Raw genomic sequence first — 16,926 nt, forward strand, 5'->3', positions numbered from 1 at the left:
ATCAACGCTGCTGTGTCAGGGTTTTTCGCCTTTGCGCCGGCGCAGGGCGATGTCGGTCAGGCAGGTGTCCAGCGCTTCGAGGTGGTCGATCACCGAGTGCACGCCCAGGCGAAACAGGTCCAGCGTGGCCTTGCCCCGTGCCAGCTCCTGCTCCTGCGGGGTCATGGCTTGCCATTGCTGTGAGCCGAGGTCGCAGGACGGGCTGCAGGCGGCCAGGCCGATGGTCCATAGCCCGGCGTTGAGGCCTGATTGCAACAGCCGCGGCTCGCCGCTGACCAGCACGCAGCCGTCCAGGCGTTGGCTGTCCAGCGCCATCAGTGCCTGCCAGCAGGCGTTGGGCGCGGGCAATCGCACGCCATTGGCGGTGTGCCCCGGCAACCACTCCGGCAGCACGCTGGCCAGGCGTTTGCCCTGGGGGCTGCTAAGGTCATCGAGCCAGATACATGGCACCTGTCGGCGGCGCAGGCCGGCCAGGGTTTCGAGGGCGCCGGGGGCGGGCAAGGGGCTGCCGTTGGCAGCCTGGACCAGGCAACCGCGCAGGCCGAACAGCACAGCGGTGAAGGCAGGTGCATCATGCATGGCAGCGTCCCTAAATACACCGCAGGCTATTGGGCGATTGTTACGTCTCTGTGACTTGTAATAGCTGCTCACAAATATTTAGGAAAAATGTGTAAAGGTGTTTATCAGCTCGCAAGCCTCTATACTGCCGCCTTACCTGCGGCGCATGCGTTGCGCCAGCGGCCGAGAAATTCGATGGAGAAACATCTATGCGTAGGATCGGTGCCGGTGTGATCGAGCGAGTCACCCAGGCCTGTGTCTGTGCCAGCTTGCTGCTGGCACCTGTGGCGGCTACCCAGGCTGCCACCGAGGATGATCCCTGGGAGGCGGTCAACCGGCCGATCTTCCGCTTCAACGATGTCCTCGACACCTATGCCCTCAAGCCATTGGCCCAGGGCTATCAGGCTGTCACCCCCCAGTTCCTCGAAGATGGCATTCACAATATCTTCCGTAACCTGGGCGATGTCACCAACCTGGCCAACAATGTGCTGCAGCTCAAGCCGCATGCGGCGGGTGTTGATACGGCGCGGCTGATCGTCAATACCACCTTCGGCCTGGGCGGCTTCTTCGATGTGGGCACCAAGATGGGCCTGCAGCGCAGCGACGAAGACTTCGGCCAGACGCTCGGTTACTGGGGCTTGCCCAGCGGCCCGTACGTAGTCATTCCGCTGCTGGGCCCGAGCACCGTGCGCGACGGCCTGGCGAAGTACCCGGACGGCTATACCAAGCCGTACCGCTACATCGACCATGTGCCGACCCGCAACTCTATCTTCGCCCTGGATGTGGTCGATACCCGTGCTAGCCTGTTGTCGGCAGAAAAGCTGATTCAGGGCGACAAGTACATCTTCATTCGCAACGCCTACCTGCAGAACCGCGAGTTCAAGGTCAAGGATGGCGAGGTCGAAGACGACTTTTGATTCATGCGTGCACGAAAAAGGCGACCTTCGGGTCGCCTTTTTCGTAACAGATCAATGCATGGCCAGGATGCGCAGGCCAAATTTCTGCTGCCCACCGGGTTGGTCGGCGATCCAGACCACTTCGGTGCTGGCATGCAGGCCTTTGAGGGCAGGGTGGTCGGAGTCGATCCGTACCTCCAAGGTGTCGCCTACCTGAAAGCGCTGCGGCGCCTGCACCTGCATGCCGCTACTGGACAGGTCCAGGCATACCGCTGCGATCACCTGGCCGGCATGCAGCAGGCTGGCGTCGGTGTCGATGCGCATGCGAATGAAGTCGCGTTTCTCACTGTGGTTGGAGGGCGTGTTTGGCATGCTGCATCCTTCTCATCGGGTTGCACAGGTCGCATTCTTATAACTCTCGGTGATTTAGCCTGTAAAGAGCACCAGACTCGACCCATGCATGCTTGAAACACCTGGCGGATGGGAGTATCGTCTGCGCCTTACACAGTACCTCTGCCGGTTGCCTGGGCCGTGTTCTTGGCCTACAACTCAAGTAGAGTGTTACCACAGAGTATTCCAGCAGTTGGATGTCAGCCTTGCAGACGCCCCTGCACCAACCCAAATCGGCGCCGTTCGCCCACATGCAGAAAATCAGTGCAACGCTGCTGATCATCGATGATGACGACGTGGTCCGTGCGAGCCTCGCCGCCTATCTGGAAGACAGTGGCTTCAGCGTCCTCCAGGCCGGTAATGGCCAGCAGGGGCTCCAGGTCTTTGAAGAACACCAGCCCGACCTCGTGATCTGCGATCTGCGCATGCCGCAGATGGGCGGCCTGGAATTGATCCGCCAGGTCAGTGAGCGCGCGCCGCAGTTGCCTGTGATCGTGGTATCGGGTGCCGGCGTGATGAGCGATGCAGTCGAGGCCTTGCGCCTGGGTGCCGCCGACTACCTGATCAAGCCGCTGGAAGACCTTGCCGTGCTCGAACATTCGGTGCGCCGTGCGCTTGACCGTTCGCGCCTGGTGGTGGAAAACCAGCGCTACCGCGACAAGCTCGAGGCTGCGAACCGTGAACTGGAGGCCAGCCTGCACCTGTTGCAGGAGGACCAGACTGCCGGTCGCCAGGTGCAGATGAACATGCTGCCAGAGAGCCCCTGGGTTGCCGGGGAGTTTGCCTTCGAGCACCAGATCATCCCGTCGCTGTACCTGTCAGGCGACTTCGCCGACTATTTCCGCGTGGATGAGCGGCGCATCGCTTTCTACCTCGCCGATGTCTCCGGGCATGGCGCGTCGTCGGCTTTCGTCACGGTGCTGCTGAAGTTCATGACCACCCGGCTGATGTTCGAATTCAAGCGCAACAGCAAACTGCGCGAATTCAAGCCTTCCGAAGTGCTCGGCCACATCAACCGTGGCCTGATCAACTGCAAGCTGGGCAAACACGTGACCATGGTCGGTGGTGTGATCGATGAAGAAACCGGCCTGCTGACCTACGCCGTGGGCGGCCACTTGCCGCTGCCGGTGCTGTATACCCCAGGCCAGGCCCGCTACCTGGAAGGCCGTGGCCTGCCGGTAGGCCTGTTCGATGAGGCAACCTACCAGGACCTGGTGATGGAACTGCCACCGCAGTTCAGCCTGACCCTGATGTCAGACGGTATCCTGGATCTTTTGCCAGGGGACACGCTCAAAGATAAAGAGGCCGCCTTGCCGGACATCGTCAAGGCAGCGGGTGGTAGCCTGGATGGGCTGCGCCAACGATTTGGATTGGCTACGCTTGGGGAGATGCCGGATGATATCGCCCTATTGGTGTTAAGCAGGAACCTTCAATGAGTACCGGTAGAATCCAGTTCGCCGAGCAAAGTGGTACCTTCGTGCTGAAATTCGTCGGTGAAGTGCGCCTGACCTTGTGTTCGGCGCTGGATGCGACGATCGAGAAAATCTTCACTGCGCTGAATTTCTCGGCCATCGTCATCGACCTCACCGAAACCGAGAGCATCGATAGCACCACCCTGGGCCTGCTGGCCAAGCTGTCGATCCTGTCGCGGCAAAAGGTCGGCCTGCTGCCGACCGTGGTCACCACCAACCCGGATATTTCGCGCCTGCTGCAATCGATGGGCTTCGATCAGGTGTTCAACATCGTCGATCGCCCGGTGCCGTGCCCGGAATGCCTGACCGACCTGCCATCCCAGGACCAGAACGAAGAGGTGGTGCGCTCCAAGGTGCTGGAGGCGCACAAGATCCTCATGGGCCTGAATGACTCCAACCGTGAAGCGTTCCATGACCTGGTGAACGCGCTGGAGCGGTCCTGATCTACCGCCTCCCTGGGCCTCTTGGCGGTTAAACCCGCGAAGCGGCCCGCAACGGCAACCCTATCGATTAATCCGGCCGCGCAAACTCCGTAGCTTCACCCCCCCGGGCATCCAACTGAAGCACTCGTGCCGGCCGCCCCTGCTCATCGAAAAACACTTGCCCCAGCCCCGCCCCATTCCACAGACGTTCCCCGGCCTTGCTGTGGCTGGGCGTACGCGGCACCACTTCCATCTCCCGCCGCCGGGTAAACCAGTTCAGAGGCGAGCGCGGTGAGTAAAGCCAACGGTTGAGCCGGTCCAGCACGTCCAGCAAGCGGCGGGGAAACTCGTTCTTGATCCCGCTGCTGGTTATCTGCCACAGGTGCGGGCTGCGCTGGCGATGGCGGATCAGCACCTCGTACACGAACGAATAATGCACGTCCCCTGACAGGATCACGTAATGCCCCGGCGTGCGCGAGTGGCGGAAGATATTCAGGATCACCCGGGCGGCACCGCGGTGTGCCATCCAGTTCTCGGCATCTACCAGCAGCGGGTGGCCCAGCCAGCTGAACACTTTTTGCACCGTCTCGATCAGCTTTACCCCGAAGATCGGCGCCGGTGACACGATGATCGCCGAAGGGTGGTCCAGCAACGCTTGCTGCAGTTCGCACAACGCCTCCCAGTCGAGCAGGCCGGAAGGCTTGGCCAGGTCGCTTTCGCTGCGCCAGCGGCGTGTGCGGGTGTCCAGCACCAGCAGGGGCGGGTTGCTGGGCAGGCTGAACTGCCAGCCCTGAAAGCGCAGCAGTTCACCGATCAGATGGTCCTGTTGCTCGCTGTCCAGTTGTGGGCTGGCCAGCGCCTGGCACTGCCCGACCATAGCCTTGCAGCCTTGCGGGTCGTTGCCCCAGGCCTGGCACAGCAGGTAGCCAAGCAGGGCATTGCCGATGATTCGTCGCGAGAATGGGTGGCCGTAGGCTGTTTCTTCCCACTGCGCCGACAGGTTCCAGTCATCGGTGATGTCGTGGTCGTCGAAGATCATCAGGCAAGGCAAATGCGCCATTACCCGCGCCACCTGGCCCAAGTCGTCGGCGAACGCCTGAATCAGCGGCAGTTCCTTGCGGTAGCGCGCCTGGTGCGGGTCGGCAAGGCCCGCAGGCATGTCGAGTGCGACCAGTTGCCAAGGTGTTGGTGACCAGACCAGCAGGTACATGGCCATGACCTCGGCGAAGGTCACCAGATGGTTGTCGGCATTGCTTGAGGAGAAGATCGGTTTGCGCTTGCCGCCGAAGAATCGCTCACGCAGGGTTTCATTACGTTCCTGGGCAGGCAGCAAGTCGGCGCGGTGGTAATAGCTGGCCGGGTGGTCATAGAGCGACCTGCTGTCGGCCACGACCGCGCCGTCCAAGTGTTCATCGAACAGGCCAAGGCGCTCGATCAGCGAATGAATCGCCCGCAACATCGGCCCTGCGACATCATCGGCATAGACTTGGTCGCCGGTCATCAACAGCACGGCCGGGCGCTCTTCGGGGCGCGTACAGGCCTGCAGCAGCCGGTCGGCGCAAAGTAGGCCATCGGCAGCGGGGTGGTGCGGCTTGCGGCAAGAGCCGTGCAGCAACTGGTCCAGGCGGTCGCGCAGCACCAGGCTCGGGCGCCGGCGGCCTGGGTAGAGCAGGTGCGGCGCCCAGCCAGCGATACCTTGGCCATTGATCAGCAGGTCGTATTCGAGTTCGACGTTGCTGGGCAGCGGCTGGGCAAAGTGGATGTCCAGCAGGTGGATGAAGGCGTGCTGGCCGATCGGTACGACCTGGCAATCCACCTTGGCCGCGCCGTCCAAGGTGAACTCGGGCTGCAAGGGTTGGCTGCCGACCAGCCAGATGGCCAGGCGCTGAGGCTCCAGGCGGCGCAGTACAGGGCCGGCGAGAACAAGGGGCAAAGGGGAGGAAGTCATGGACAGCTCTGGTGGCTAATCGGCCCATTCGCGTCGAACCGTCGCGAACAGGCCCTTGAATTCAAGACGCTTTTTGAACGGCTAAAGCAAAGCGGGCGGAAAATGCTGAACATTCACCGCCCGCCTGGCAAACCGGATATGTATCAGGCTTTGTCAGCCATCAGCTTTTCCAGCTTCTCCTGGTCACGGGCGAACTGGCGAATGCCCTCGGCCAGCTTCTCGGTACCCATGGCGTCTTCGTTCATGGCCCAGCGGAACTGGCTTTCGCTGAGCACCTGCTTGGCCTCGCCGGCATTGCCCGGCTTGAGCACCTGCGGCAGCTCGCCCTGGTCATCGCTCAGCTGCTGCAGCAGCTCCGGGCTGATGGTCAGGCGATCGCAGCCTGCCAGTTGTTCGATCTGGCCGATATTACGGAAGCTGGCGCCCATGACCACGGTGTTGTAGCCGTTGGCCTTGTAGTAGTTGTAGATGCGCGTGACCGACTGTACGCCCGGGTCTTCGGCACCCACGTACTCCTGACCGGTGCTTTTCTTGTACCAGTCGTAGATACGGCCCACGAACGGCGAAATCAGGAATACACCGGCATCGGCGCAGGCCTGGGCCTGGGCGAAGGAGAACAGCAGGGTCAGGTTGGTCTGGATGCCTTCCTTCTCCAACTGCTCGGCGGCGCGGATGCCTTCCCAGGTGGAGGCCAGCTTGATCAGCACGCGGTCTTTGGAAATGCCGGCGGCCTGGTAAAGCTCGATCAGTTGGCGTGCCTTGCTTAGCAGTGCCGGTTCGTCGAACGACAAACGCGCATCCACTTCGGTGGAGATGCGCCCAGGGATCACTTTCAGAATGCCTGCGCCCACCGCCACGGCGAACTTGTCGCACGCCAGGTCGACATTGCCCTTGGCATCGCTTTTTACCTGCTTTAGCAGGTCGGCATAACCTGGGATGGCGGCAGCTTTTAGCAGCAACGAGGGGTTGGTGGTGGCATCGACCGGCTTGAGGCGGGTGATGGCGTCCAGGTCCCCGGTGTCGGCGACCACGGTGGTGAACTGCTTGAGTTGTTCCAGCTTGGAAGTCATGGCGTGCTCTGTCCTGTGCGATGTTTCGACATTACCCGAGCCCCGACGGCCGCTCAAGGGGCCAGTGGGGCGGTGGCGAATTGTCTGGGGTGATGATTCGAGTCACCAGCCAGCACGAGGTTCCCCACCGCCCTTGAAAGCTTCCCCCACCCTCTGTGGGAGCGGGTTCACCCGCGAAGCAGACGCCACAAGAGCAGTGCGGCCCCTGTGGCAGCCGGCTTGCCGGCGATAGGGCCCGCCAGACCACCTTACCGCCCCTGCAACAACTCCGCCGCTTGGTCAAACACCACCAGCGGCTCCGGCGCCTTGTGAATATCCGCCGACAGCAACTGCCGGAACCGCCGCGCCCCTTTGAAGCCCTGGCCCAACCCTAGAATATGCCGGGTGACGTGATGCATCGCACCGCCACTTTCCATATGCGCCACGATATAGGGCCGCAACTGCGCCATCGCCTCGCTACGGCTGACCACCGGCGCATCACTGCCAAACAGCAGCTGATCCACCTCAGCCAGCACATACGAGTTGTGGTACGCCTCGCGCCCCATCATCACCCCATCGAACGTCTCCAAGTGCATCTGGCACTCGGCCACGGTCTTGATGCCACCGTTGAGCACAATCTCAAGGTCCGGGAAGTCCGCTTTCAACTGCGCGGCCACGTCGTAACGCAGCGGCGGAATCTCACGGTTCTCCTTCGGCGACAACCCCTCCAGAATCGCGATGCGCGCATGCACGGTGAAACTGCGGCACCCGGCGTCACGTACCTGCCCGACGAAGTCGCACAGCTCGGCATAGCTGTCACGGCCATTGATACCAATGCGGTGCTTGACCGTCACCGGCGTCGACACCGCATCACGCATGGCCTTGACGCAATCGGCCACCAGCGCCGGGTGGGCCATCAGGCAAGCGCCGATCATGTTGTTCTGCACCCGGTCGCTCGGGCAGCCGACGTTGAGGTTGACCTCGTCATAGCCCGCTTGTTCGGCCAGGCGCGCACAGGCTGCCAGGTCGGCCGGCACACTACCGCCCAGCTGCAGGGCAAGCGGATGCTCGGACACATCGTGGCGCAGGAAACGGTGCGCGTCGTTGTGCAGCAGGGCGCCAGTGGTGACCATTTCGGTGTAGAGCAGGGTGTGCCTGGAGAGCAGGCGCAGGAAGAACCGGCAGTGGCGGTCGGTCCAGTCCATCATCGGCGCAACGCTGAAGCGGCGGGAGGGCTCAGGGCGCGTGGTTTGTGGGGTTGCGGTATCTAGGGGCATTCAGGTCTACGCACTTTTGTACCAATTTATTCGGGGTTTTGCTGTGAACCAGCCTCATTCACGTGAGTAACGCCGAAAAAAATGGCAAGGAATACAAGCAAGGAACAAGGCCGATGTGGCGGTGAGCTACCCCGTCGATACCAGCCTCATAAAAAGGATGTCCTAGTTTACCAAGAGCGCTGGATGTTCGCCTGTTCATAGGCAAGTGAGGGGCGCGGAAAGCGTGAGTGAACGAGGTGAAAATTCTTTGTCCGTCTTTTCGGGGCGATGGTTTTAACGGTTTCCTACAGATGTGGGATCAGATTTTCCCTCTAGCCTGTAGTCCATTTCTGAATCACCCTTTCCGCGCCCTTGAGCCATTGCGATGGAAAACTGAGCTCCCTAGTCTCGCTGGGCCGCTGCAAAAAACAGCGGCCGGGTCTGCAAGCCCGAACTTGGTTTTGGCCTCAACTATCACCTGCGAAAACCCTCCACAGAGGATCAGCATTGGCCCTAGCAATGAAACCCGCTAATGTGTCGCCCCCCAGCAAGGAAAGCCGCGACCCCAGGGAGTATTCGATGTCGCTTTTACACCAGGCCAGCCTGCCATTTGGCCTGCGCAGTGGCAGCAACTTCACGCCTGCCCATTCACTGAAACCGTTGCTGCACGGCATCTCGGAGCTTCAGGTGCCTGGCCCGGAAGCGGTCTGGGCCATTGGCGAGGTCGACCTCGGCCAATCGGTGCGCCTGTTGCGTTTCTACCTGGACAACGAAGACTACTGGTTGCAGGTGCTGATGAACGGCGCCGTACCGGGCGATATCGTGCTGTTCGGCTACCACAGCGCAGTACCCGTCCATGACCAGGCGCACCTGCAACGCCTGACCGGCAGCGTGCCCAAGGCCGGAATGCCGATCTTCGAGCACGAAGGCAGTTTGTACTCCCGGCAATGGGGCCGCGAAGCGGGGCTCGCCGAATGGGTTGCGCTATGCGAAGCGGTTACCAGCCCCGAGGCACGCTACCGCATCCAGCACCGGTCCATGCTGTATGCCCGTGACACCGGTTTGCCAGGCCGGCGCGAATTTCTGCTGCTCTCGGTCGAAGAAGATGAGCACGGAGCGCTTACCTACACCACCTCGCTGGGTATCACCCTGTTCCCCACGGACTTTCACGTAACCTGACAAGGATCTCCCATGCTCGACGCTTTGCGCCTGTCCCTCAACGCCTCGGCGGTGACGGGCTTCATCCTCTATATCAGTGTGGCCCTGCTGATGTTCTGGCTGTTCCAGTTCATCTATACCCGCCTCACGCCGCACCGCGAGTTCGCCCTGATCCGCGAAAACAACCCGGCGGCCGCTATTGCGCTGGGTGGTTCGCTGATCGGGTTTTCGCTGCCGGCCAGCAACATCATCGCCTACAGCGTCAGCATTCTCGATTTTGTCGCCTTGGTGGTGATCGCAGCTGTGGTGCAGTTGATTGCCTTCGGCCTCACCAGCCTAGTGCTGCGTGGCCTGTCACGGCGCATCGCCCAGGGCGAGATGGCAGCTGCCATCTACGCCGCCAGCGTGGCGATCAGCGTGGGCTTTCTGAACTCGGCCTGCATGACGCCTTCGGCCTGAGCGGGAGGATGCCAATGAAATCGCCGATGAAACGTAGCTCCTTCAAGCTGGTACTGGCCGGTTCGTTACCACTGGCGCTGACGGCCTGTGGTCCGCAGGAACAACTGTATACGGTCAGCCAAAAGGTCAATTACGACACCGTCGCTGCCTGTGTAGATGACAGAGTGCCGAACGCTATCTGCACCGATGCCTACCAGCAGGCGCAGAGCGACTATCAACGCCAGGCGCCAACGTTCGCGTTCCAGAGCGAGTGTGAGGCGCAGTTCGGTGCAGACAATTGCCAGGCCACCGTCGGTGGGCGATACATGCCGCTCATGAATGGGTTCGAGTTGGAAAGTGCCGCTGAGGTGACCCAGTCACAACTTGACGCTGGCTACGCTCAGGGCGGGGGCTATGGGCATGTGGCCAGCGCAGCGGTGGCCGGTATCCTGCTCGGGCAGGTGGTCAGCAACAGCGACCGTCGTTTTCGCGCACAGCCTTTGTATGCCAACCGCAGTGGAACGCGCCTTGGGCCGCACAATGGGGCCTTGGGTGGAATCCAGCGAGCCAGGGAGGATGAACAAAACAGCAGTGGAGGTTCGTCCGGCGGTGGCGGCGGTGGCGGCAGATGGAGCCGCAAGGAATCTCATCCAGCCTCGTCGGCATCGATCACCCGTGGTGGTTTTGGCAGCCAGGCCACAGCCCGTAGCGGCTGGGGTGGCAAGTCCGGCAGCTTTTTCGGGGGGTGAGCATGCGCAAGGTCGAGCTGGCAGAGCGCCCCGACTGGCGCGCGACTGCCGAGCGTGAGGGGTTCGCCTTCCACACCATCGATGGCGAGCGTTACTGGGACGAGCGCGGTTACTACCAATTCAGCGAAGCCCAGGTGGTGCGCGACCTGCAAGCACCGACCGAAGCGCTGCACGCCATGTGCCTGGAGGCGGTCGGGCGCATTGTCGACAGCGAAGCGCTGATGGCCCGCCTGGCCATCCCGCCGGCCTTCTTCGACCTGGTGCGCAGGTCTTGGAAGCAGGCACAGCCCCACCTGTACGGGCGCTTCGACTTCAGTTACGACGGCAATGGCCCGGCGAAACTCATCGAAGCCAATTACGATACGCCAACCTCACTTTACGAGGCGGCCGCTTTCCAGCTGATCTGGCTGGAGGAGCAGATAGCGCGTGGGCTGCTGCCTGCACACGCCAGCCAGTTCAATACCCTGGCTGAAGACCTGGTGCAGGCGTTTGCCGCTATGCCGGGGCAGGGCGCGTTCTATTTTTCGACCATCTCAGGCTCGCTGGAAGACCGTGGCACCACGGATTTCCTGCGCAGGATGGCCGAGCATGCGGGTGTTCGCACACGGCATATCGACCTGGAAGACATCGGCCTGCACGACAACGGCCGGTTCGTCGACCTGCAGGGCCAGCCCATCCAGCGCCTGTTCAAGCTGCATGCCTGGGAGCATATCTTTCATGAGGACTTCGGCCAGGCGATCACCGGCTGCGACACGCAGTTCGTCGAGCCGCCGTGGAAGGCACTGATCTCCAACAAAGGCATCCTGCCGTTGTTGTGGGAGTGGTTCGAGGGGCATCCGAACCTGCTGCCGGCCTTCGTCGACGACAACCCGCAGGCCCCGGTGCCCAAAGGCTGGGTGCGCAAGCCGTACTTCTCCCGTGAGGGCGCCAACGTGGATATCCGCACCGAGGATGGCCGGCGGGTTTTTGAAGACGGGCCTTATGACGATGCGCCCTATATTCTGCAGGCTTTTGCACCTTTGCCGAAGTTCGCTGACAGTTACACGCTGATTGGTTCGTGGGTGATTGGCGACAAGGCCTCGGGGCTTGGCATTCGTGAAGATGATTCGCTGATCACCAAGGACAGCTCGCGCTTCTTGCCGCATGTGGTATTGGGCTGACCGGCCCTCTGGTCGGTTTCAGGATGCGCCTGGTCGTTCGCGTGCATCCCTTCGGCGCCACAAGTGCCATGCTTGTGGAATGCCCCTGAGCCCAGTGCGCGCAGACGCACGGCCACCGGCAAGGAGGCCACCGACAACCACGCGACCGTGACGTGGGCGGTGCGCCGCAGCAGAACACGCCGGTCACCTGCCCACTACAACAACAGGCGGGGGCCGTGATGCCGAGGTCCGCTGTATGCCTGATCAATTGCCCCACCTGCCCGTGATCCACAGTATCCTGAGTCGCCACCAGGACACCCCCGGCGCGCTCTTGCCGATCCTGCATGCCGTGCAGGAAAGCATTGGTTTCATCCCCGATGCCGCCGTCGCTGACATTGCCCATGCCCTCAACCTCAGCCTGGCCGAGGTGCGCGGGGTAATCAGCTTCTACCACGATTTCCGCACCGCGCCGCCGGCCCGCCATACCCTGCGCCTGTGCCGCGCCGAGTCGTGCCAGAGCCGTGGCAGTGAAGCCCTGGCCGCGCAGCTGCGCGAACAGTTGGCGCTGGACGACCATGGCACCAGCGCCGATGGCGCCATCAGCCTGCGCCCGGTGTACTGCCTGGGCGCGTGCGCCTGCTCGCCGGCACTTGAGCTCGATGGCCAGGTGCATGCGCGCCTGACCCCTGAGCGCCTGCGCTCGCTGGTCAACGGTTGCCTGGAGGACACAGCATGCTGAAGCTGTTCATCCCCTGCGACTCGGTGGCCCGCGCCGTGGGCGCAGATCAGGTTGTCGAGGCGTTGCAGCGCGAGGCCGAGCAGCGCCAGTTGGCGCTGGACATCCAGCGCACCAGTTCGCGTGGCCTGTATTGGCTCGAACCGCTGGTGGAGTGCGAGCGCGCAGGAGGGCGGCAAGGCTTCGGCCCGGTCACCCCTGAGGATGTGCCTGCGCTGCTCGATGCATTGGCGGCAGAACCCGGCAGCCATCCATTGGCGCTCGGGCCGGTGGAAGCGCTCCCTTACCTCAAGACCCAGCAACGTCTGCTGTTCGCCCGCGCCGGTATCACCCGGCCATTGTCGCTGGAGGACTACCGCGCCCACGGCGGCTTTGCCGGCCTTGCGCAAGCCGTTGCGCTGGGCGGCGCCGAAGTGGTCGCCGCCGTGCTCGATTCCGGCCTGCGCGGCCGCGGCGGCGCAGCGTTCCCGGCAGGTATCAAATGGCGCACCGTGCGTGACGCCGGGGCAGGGCAGAAGTATGTGGTGTGCAACGCCGACGAAGGCGATTCGGGTACCTTCGCCGACCGCATGCTGATGGAAGGGGACCCCTTCTTGCTGATCGAAGGCATGATCATCGCCGGCCTCGCGGTGGGTGCCGACAAGGGCTATATCTACGTGCGCTCGGAGTACCCCGACGCCATCCGCGTGCTCGATGAGGCCGTCGTCATCGCCCGCGACGCCGGTTATCTGGGTTTCGACGTGGCCGGTAGCGGTCAGGCCTTCGACCTGGAAGTACGCGTGGGTGCGGGTGCTTATATCTGCGGTGAGGAAACCGCGCTGCTCGAATCCATCGAGGGCAAGCGCGGCATCGTCCGTGCCAAGCCACCGCTACCGGCCCTGCAGGGCCTGTTCGGCCTGCCGACGCTGGTGCACAACGTACTCACCCTGGCCTCGGTGCCCACCATCCTGGCCAAGGGCGCAGCGTTCTACCGCGACTTCGGTATGGGCCGTTCGCTGGGCACCATGCCGTTCCAGCTGGCCGGCAACATCCGCCATGGCGGCCTGGTAGAACGTGCCTTCGGCCTGACCCTGCGCGAGCTGGTGGAAGGCTACGGGGGCGGCACCGCCAGCGGCCGGCCGCTCAAGGCTGCCCAGGTCGGTGGCCCGCTGGGTGCCTGGGTGCCGCCCAGTCACTTCGATACCCCACTGGACTACGAGGCCTTCGCTGCCATGGGCGCGATGCTGGGCCACGGCGGCGTGGTGGTGGCTGACGACACCCTGAACATGGCCAGCATGGCGCGTTTTGCCCTGCAGTTCTGCGCCGAAGAGTCGTGCGGCAAATGCACGCCTTGCCGCATCGGTTCTATCCGCGGCATGGAGGTGGTCGACCGCCTGATCGCCAGCAGCGACCTCACCGAGCGCCATGACCAGGCCCTGCTGCTGCGCGACCTGTGCGACACGATGCAATACGGCTCGCTATGCGCCATGGGCGGCATGACCGCCTACCCGGTGGCCAGCGCCCTGAAGTACTTCCCGGCCGATTTCGGGCTGACCACCACGGAGGCCGCGCAGTGATCAATTACTTCGACCCCGAGACCGATCTGGGCACCCCTGAACGCTACGGCGATGTGCAGATCAGCCTGAACATCGACGGGCGCAGCGTGAGCGTGCCGGCGGGCACCTCAGTGATGCGCGCCGCCGCCCTGCTGGGTACCAGCATCCCCAAGCTGTGCGCCACCGACAGCCTGGAGGCCTTTGGCTCCTGCCGCATGTGCATGGTCGAAATCGACGGCATGCGCGGATACCCGGCGTCCTGCACCACGCCTGTCAGCGAAGGCATGGTGGTGCGCACGCAGACACCACGCCTGGCCGACCTGCGTCGCAATGTCATGGAGCTGTACATTTCCGACCACCCGCTCGACTGCCTGACCTGCTCGGCCAATGGCAACTGCGAACTGCAGACGGTCGCCGGCCAGGTCGGCCTGCGCGAGGTGCGCTACGGCTATGACGGCGCTAATCATCTGGCTGAGCAGAAGGACGTGTCCAACCCGTACTTCGATTACGAGCCCAGCAAGTGCATCGTCTGCAGCCGCTGCGTGCGTGCCTGTGAGGACATCCAGGGCACCTTCGCCCTGACCATCACCGGGCGCGGCTTCGAGTCGCGGGTGGCGGCAGCCGGTGGTGACAACTTCCTCACCTCCGAATGCGTGTCGTGCGGCGCCTGCGTGCAGGCCTGCCCGACGGCTACCCTGACCGAAAAAAGCCTGGTGCAGAGCGGCCAGCCGGAACGAGCGGTGATCACCACCTGCGCCTACTGCGGCGTGGGTTGCTCGTTCCGTGCGGAAATGAAGGGTGACCAGTTGGTACGCATGGTCCCGGACAAGAACGGCGGCGCCAACCACGGCCATGCCTGCGTCAAGGGCCGCTTCGCCTGGGGCTATGCCACCCACCCTGATCGCATCACCAGACCGATGATCCGCAAGCATGTGGATGACCCGTGGCAGGAAGTCAGCTGGGACGAGGCCGTCACCTACGCGGCCAGCGAGTTCCGGCGCATCCAGCTCAAGTACGGGCGCGACTCCATCGGTGGCATCACCTCCAGCCGTTGCACCAACGAAGAAGCCTACCTGGTGCAAAAGTTGGTGCGCACGGCGTTTGGCAACAATAACGTCGACACCTGCGCGCGGGTTTGCCATTCGCCCACCGGCTATGGCCTCAAGCAGACCCTCGGCGAGTCGGCGGGTACCCAGAGTTTCGATTCGGTGATGCAGGCCGACGTGATCCTGGTGATCGGTGCCAACCCTACCGATGCCCACCCGGTGTTCGGCTCGCAGCTCAAACGCCGCCTGCGCCAAGGGGCGCGGCTGATCGTCATCGACCCGCGGCGCATCGACCTGGTGGATTCGCCCCACGCCCGTGCCGAGCTGCACTTGCAACTGCGCCCTGGCACCAACGTGGCCATGCTCAACGCCTTGGCCCATGTGATCGTTAGCGAGGGGCTGCTGGCCCAGCGCTTCATTGACGAGCGCTGCGAGAGCGAGGCCTTCGCCCGCTGGCGCGACTTCGTCAGCCTCGCGCAAAACGCCCCTGAAGTGCAGGGCCCCGTGTGCGGCGTGCCCGCCGAGCAGATCCGCGCCGCCGCCCGGCTGTATGCCACAGGCGGCAACGCGGCGATCTACTACGGTTTGGGCGTGACTGAACACAGCCAGGGCAGCACGGCGGTGATGGGCATCGCCAACCTGGCCATGGCCACCGGCAATATTGGCCGCGAAGGGGTAGGGGTAAACCCCCTGCGTGGGCAGAACAATGTGCAGGGCTCGTGCGACATGGGGTCGTTCCCGCATGAGTTGCCAGGCTACCGGCATATCTCCAACGAGGCCGTGCGTGCCGAGTTCGAGCAGGCCTGGGGTGTGACTCTGCAGCCCGACCCGGGCCTGCGCATCCCCAACATGTTCGAAGCGGCGCTGGACGGCAGCTTCAAGGCGCTGTACTGCCAGGGTGAGGACATCGCCCAGAGCGACCCCAACACCCAGCACGTCACTGCCGCGCTGCGGGCCATGGAATGCGTGGTGGTGCAGGACATCTTCCTCAACGAGACGGCCAAGTTCGCCCATGTGTTCTTGCCGGGTAGCTCGTTCCTGGAAAAGGACGGCACCTTCACCAACGCCGAGCGCCGTATTTCGCGGGTACGCAAGGTGATGCAGCCGCTGGCCGGCAAGGCTGACTGGGAGGCCACCGTGGCCTTGGCCAATGCCCTGGGCTACCCGATGAGCTACCGCCACCCGTCCGAGATCATGGACGAAATCGCCCGCCTGACACCAACCTTTCACCGCGTCAGCTACGCCGAACTCGACCGCCATGGCAGCCTGCAGTGGCCGTGCAACGACGCCGCGCCCGACGGCACGCCGACCATGCACATCGATCAGTTCGTGCGGGGCAAAGGGCGCTTCATGCTCACCGGCTATGTGCCCACCGACGAGAAGGTCAACAGCCGCTACCCACTGCTGCTGACCACCGGGCGCATTCTCAGCCAGTACAACGTCGGTGCCCAGACCCGGCGCACCGCGAACGTCGCCTGGCATGCTGCCGACTGCCTGGAGCTGCACCCCACCGACGCCGAAAGCCGCGGCATCCATGACGGCGACTGGGTCGGCATCGGCAGCCGCGCCGGGCAGACGGTCCTGCGTGCCAAGGTGAGTGAGCGCGTGGCGCCGGGGGTGGTGTACACCACCTTCCACTTCCCCGAGTCCGGCGCCAACGTGATCACTACCGACAATTCCGACTGGGCCACCAACTGCCCGGAGTACAAGGTCACGGCGGTGGAGGTGGTCAAGGTGTTCCACCCGTCGCAGTGGCAAAAGCGCTACCAGGACTTCAGCGATGAACAGCGGCGCCTGCTCAAGGAGCGCCGCACGGCCGACAAGCCCGAGCAGGCCGAGGTACGCCGATGAGCATCGAAAACCTGGTCAAGATGGCCAACCAGATTGCCCATTACTTCGACAGCGAGCCTGATCATGCGTTGGCGGTGAAAGGGGTGCAGCAGCATTTGCAGAACTTCTGGACCCCGGCGATGCGCAGGCAGTTGGGGGAATGGGCCCAGGCCCATGCAGGGGAGGGTTTGGACCCCAAGGTGGTGGAGGCCTTGGCTTAGCGTTTGTCTGCGCTGCCCCCGTCGCCAGCAAGCGGTGGGACTCCGGGACTGCCCTCGAATCGAGTGCAATTCCTGTGGGGCCG

General features: G+C 63.2%; 16 protein-coding genes. 11 read left to right on the forward strand and 5 right to left on the reverse strand.

Features of this window, described 5'->3' with window-relative positions; all coding sequences use genetic code 11:
- Positions 1 to 15 precede the first annotated feature (15 nt).
- Complete coding sequence (gene pcrP, locus NGJ21_RS13020) at positions 16 to 579, reverse strand: HAD superfamily inactivated hydrolase PcrP (RefSeq protein WP_046786445.1); 564 nt, start codon at positions 577 to 579, stop codon at positions 16 to 18.
- A 188-nt stretch (positions 580 to 767) separates the two neighbouring features.
- Between pcrP and NGJ21_RS13025 the strand changes: the two genes are divergently transcribed.
- Positions 768 to 1,475, forward strand: coding sequence for an MlaA family lipoprotein (locus NGJ21_RS13025; protein ID WP_012313585.1), 708 nt, complete (start codon positions 768 to 770; stop codon positions 1,473 to 1,475).
- A 51-nt stretch (positions 1,476 to 1,526) separates the two neighbouring features.
- Here NGJ21_RS13025 and NGJ21_RS13030 read toward each other — a convergent pair whose 3' ends face one another.
- Positions 1,527 to 1,826 (reverse strand): PilZ domain-containing protein, encoded by a 300-nt coding sequence (locus tag NGJ21_RS13030; protein WP_046786444.1) that lies wholly within the window; start codon positions 1,824 to 1,826, stop codon positions 1,527 to 1,529.
- A gap of 269 nt (positions 1,827 to 2,095) precedes the next feature.
- Between NGJ21_RS13030 and rssB the strand changes: the two genes are divergently transcribed.
- Together rssB and rssC are read left to right on the forward strand one after the other, a co-directional pair.
- Positions 2,096 to 3,280 carry a two-component system response regulator RssB gene (rssB, locus tag NGJ21_RS13035; protein ID WP_042111919.1) on the forward strand — a complete coding sequence of 395 codons (1,185 nt, stop codon included), beginning with the start codon at positions 2,096 to 2,098 and terminating at the stop codon, positions 3,278 to 3,280.
- Positions 3,277 to 3,759 carry an anti-sigma factor antagonist RssC gene (rssC, locus tag NGJ21_RS13040; protein ID WP_039602918.1) on the forward strand — a complete coding sequence of 161 codons (483 nt, stop codon included), beginning with the start codon at positions 3,277 to 3,279 and terminating at the stop codon, positions 3,757 to 3,759. The genes rssB and rssC overlap by 4 nt, the downstream gene beginning before the upstream one ends.
- A 67-nt stretch (positions 3,760 to 3,826) precedes the next feature.
- On the opposite strand, the gene NGJ21_RS13045 is transcribed toward rssC, so the two are convergent.
- The 3 genes from NGJ21_RS13045 to dusA form a co-directional block, all read right to left on the reverse strand.
- Complete coding sequence (locus tag NGJ21_RS13045; protein ID WP_115275396.1) at positions 3,827 to 5,686, reverse strand: alkaline phosphatase D family protein; 1,860 nt, start codon at positions 5,684 to 5,686, stop codon at positions 3,827 to 3,829.
- A 143-nt stretch (positions 5,687 to 5,829) separates the two neighbouring features.
- Positions 5,830 to 6,756, reverse strand: coding sequence for a transaldolase (gene tal / locus NGJ21_RS13050; RefSeq protein ID WP_046787893.1), 927 nt, complete (start codon positions 6,754 to 6,756; stop codon positions 5,830 to 5,832).
- A 248-nt stretch (positions 6,757 to 7,004) separates the two neighbouring features.
- Entirely contained in the window at positions 7,005 to 8,012 is a 1,008-nt protein-coding gene (dusA, locus tag NGJ21_RS13055; protein WP_046787894.1) for a tRNA dihydrouridine(20/20a) synthase DusA, read from the reverse strand.
- Between the two features lie 558 nt (positions 8,013 to 8,570).
- Here dusA and NGJ21_RS13060 point away from each other — a divergent pair.
- From NGJ21_RS13060 to NGJ21_RS13095, 8 genes are all read left to right on the forward strand, one after another.
- Positions 8,571 to 9,170, forward strand: a complete 600-nt coding sequence (locus NGJ21_RS13060) for a DUF2491 family protein (RefSeq protein WP_115275395.1) — start codon at positions 8,571 to 8,573, stop codon at positions 9,168 to 9,170.
- A gap of 12 nt (positions 9,171 to 9,182) precedes the next feature.
- Positions 9,183 to 9,608 (forward strand): DUF350 domain-containing protein, encoded by a 426-nt coding sequence (locus NGJ21_RS13065; RefSeq protein WP_251962191.1) that lies wholly within the window; start codon positions 9,183 to 9,185, stop codon positions 9,606 to 9,608.
- Between the two features lie 26 nt (positions 9,609 to 9,634).
- The gene (locus NGJ21_RS13070) at positions 9,635 to 10,336 is read left to right on the forward strand and encodes a DUF1190 domain-containing protein (RefSeq protein ID WP_177433142.1); all 702 of its coding nucleotides are present in this window, start codon (positions 9,635 to 9,637) and stop codon (positions 10,334 to 10,336) included.
- 2 nt (positions 10,337 to 10,338) lie between these two features.
- Positions 10,339 to 11,496: a glutathionylspermidine synthase family protein gene (locus tag NGJ21_RS13075; protein ID WP_125923185.1), complete on the forward strand. Its 1,158-nt coding sequence runs from the start codon at positions 10,339 to 10,341 to the stop codon at positions 11,494 to 11,496.
- Between the two features lie 235 nt (positions 11,497 to 11,731).
- On the forward strand, positions 11,732 to 12,214 hold the full coding sequence (locus tag NGJ21_RS13080; RefSeq protein ID WP_046787901.1) for a formate dehydrogenase subunit gamma: 483 nt from the start codon (positions 11,732 to 11,734) through the stop codon (positions 12,212 to 12,214).
- Positions 12,208 to 13,767 (forward strand): formate dehydrogenase beta subunit, encoded by a 1,560-nt coding sequence (locus NGJ21_RS13085; protein ID WP_251962192.1) that lies wholly within the window; start codon positions 12,208 to 12,210, stop codon positions 13,765 to 13,767. Before NGJ21_RS13080 ends, NGJ21_RS13085 begins: the two co-directional genes overlap by 7 nt.
- Complete coding sequence (fdhF, locus tag NGJ21_RS13090; RefSeq protein WP_115275390.1) at positions 13,764 to 16,643, forward strand: formate dehydrogenase subunit alpha; 2,880 nt, start codon at positions 13,764 to 13,766, stop codon at positions 16,641 to 16,643. The genes NGJ21_RS13085 and fdhF overlap by 4 nt, the downstream gene beginning before the upstream one ends.
- Entirely contained in the window at positions 16,640 to 16,843 is a 204-nt protein-coding gene (locus tag NGJ21_RS13095) for a formate dehydrogenase subunit delta (protein ID WP_046787904.1), read from the forward strand. Before fdhF ends, NGJ21_RS13095 begins: the two co-directional genes overlap by 4 nt.
- Positions 16,844 to 16,926: the final 83 nt, after the last annotated feature.

Source organism: Pseudomonas sp. Marseille-Q5299, assembly GCF_943737035.1.
Taxonomy (GTDB): Bacteria; Pseudomonadota; Gammaproteobacteria; order Pseudomonadales; family Pseudomonadaceae; genus Aquipseudomonas; species Aquipseudomonas putida_E.

What these genes read in the sequence shown, in the direction of transcription:
- rssB (WP_042111919.1), top strand. Translation starts at nt 2,096, where the DNA reads ATGCAGAAAATCAGTGCAACGCTGCTGATCATCGATGATGACGACGTG.
- NGJ21_RS13060 (WP_115275395.1), top strand. Translation starts at nt 8,571, where the DNA reads ATGTCGCTTTTACACCAGGCCAGCCTGCCATTTGGCCTGCGCAGTGGC.
- NGJ21_RS13045 (WP_115275396.1), bottom strand. Translation starts at nt 5,686, where the DNA reads ATGACTTCCTCCCCTTTGCCCCTTGTTCTCGCCGGCCCTGTACTGCGC.
- NGJ21_RS13030 (WP_046786444.1), bottom strand. Translation starts at nt 1,826, where the DNA reads ATGCCAAACACGCCCTCCAACCACAGTGAGAAACGCGACTTCATTCGC.
- NGJ21_RS13085 (WP_251962192.1), top strand. Translation starts at nt 12,208, where the DNA reads ATGCTGAAGCTGTTCATCCCCTGCGACTCGGTGGCCCGCGCCGTGGGC.
- NGJ21_RS13025 (WP_012313585.1), top strand. Translation starts at nt 768, where the DNA reads ATGCGTAGGATCGGTGCCGGTGTGATCGAGCGAGTCACCCAGGCCTGT.
- pcrP (WP_046786445.1), bottom strand. Translation starts at nt 579, where the DNA reads ATGCATGATGCACCTGCCTTCACCGCTGTGCTGTTCGGCCTGCGCGGT.
- NGJ21_RS13065 (WP_251962191.1), top strand. Translation starts at nt 9,183, where the DNA reads ATGCTCGACGCTTTGCGCCTGTCCCTCAACGCCTCGGCGGTGACGGGC.
- NGJ21_RS13070 (WP_177433142.1), top strand. Translation starts at nt 9,635, where the DNA reads ATGAAACGTAGCTCCTTCAAGCTGGTACTGGCCGGTTCGTTACCACTG.
- NGJ21_RS13080 (WP_046787901.1), top strand. Translation starts at nt 11,732, where the DNA reads ATGCCTGATCAATTGCCCCACCTGCCCGTGATCCACAGTATCCTGAGT.
- rssC (WP_039602918.1), top strand. Translation starts at nt 3,277, where the DNA reads ATGAGTACCGGTAGAATCCAGTTCGCCGAGCAAAGTGGTACCTTCGTG.
- NGJ21_RS13095 (WP_046787904.1), top strand. Translation starts at nt 16,640, where the DNA reads ATGAGCATCGAAAACCTGGTCAAGATGGCCAACCAGATTGCCCATTAC.
- dusA (WP_046787894.1), bottom strand. Translation starts at nt 8,012, where the DNA reads ATGCCCCTAGATACCGCAACCCCACAAACCACGCGCCCTGAGCCCTCC.
- tal (WP_046787893.1), bottom strand. Translation starts at nt 6,756, where the DNA reads ATGACTTCCAAGCTGGAACAACTCAAGCAGTTCACCACCGTGGTCGCC.
- NGJ21_RS13075 (WP_125923185.1), top strand. Translation starts at nt 10,339, where the DNA reads ATGCGCAAGGTCGAGCTGGCAGAGCGCCCCGACTGGCGCGCGACTGCC.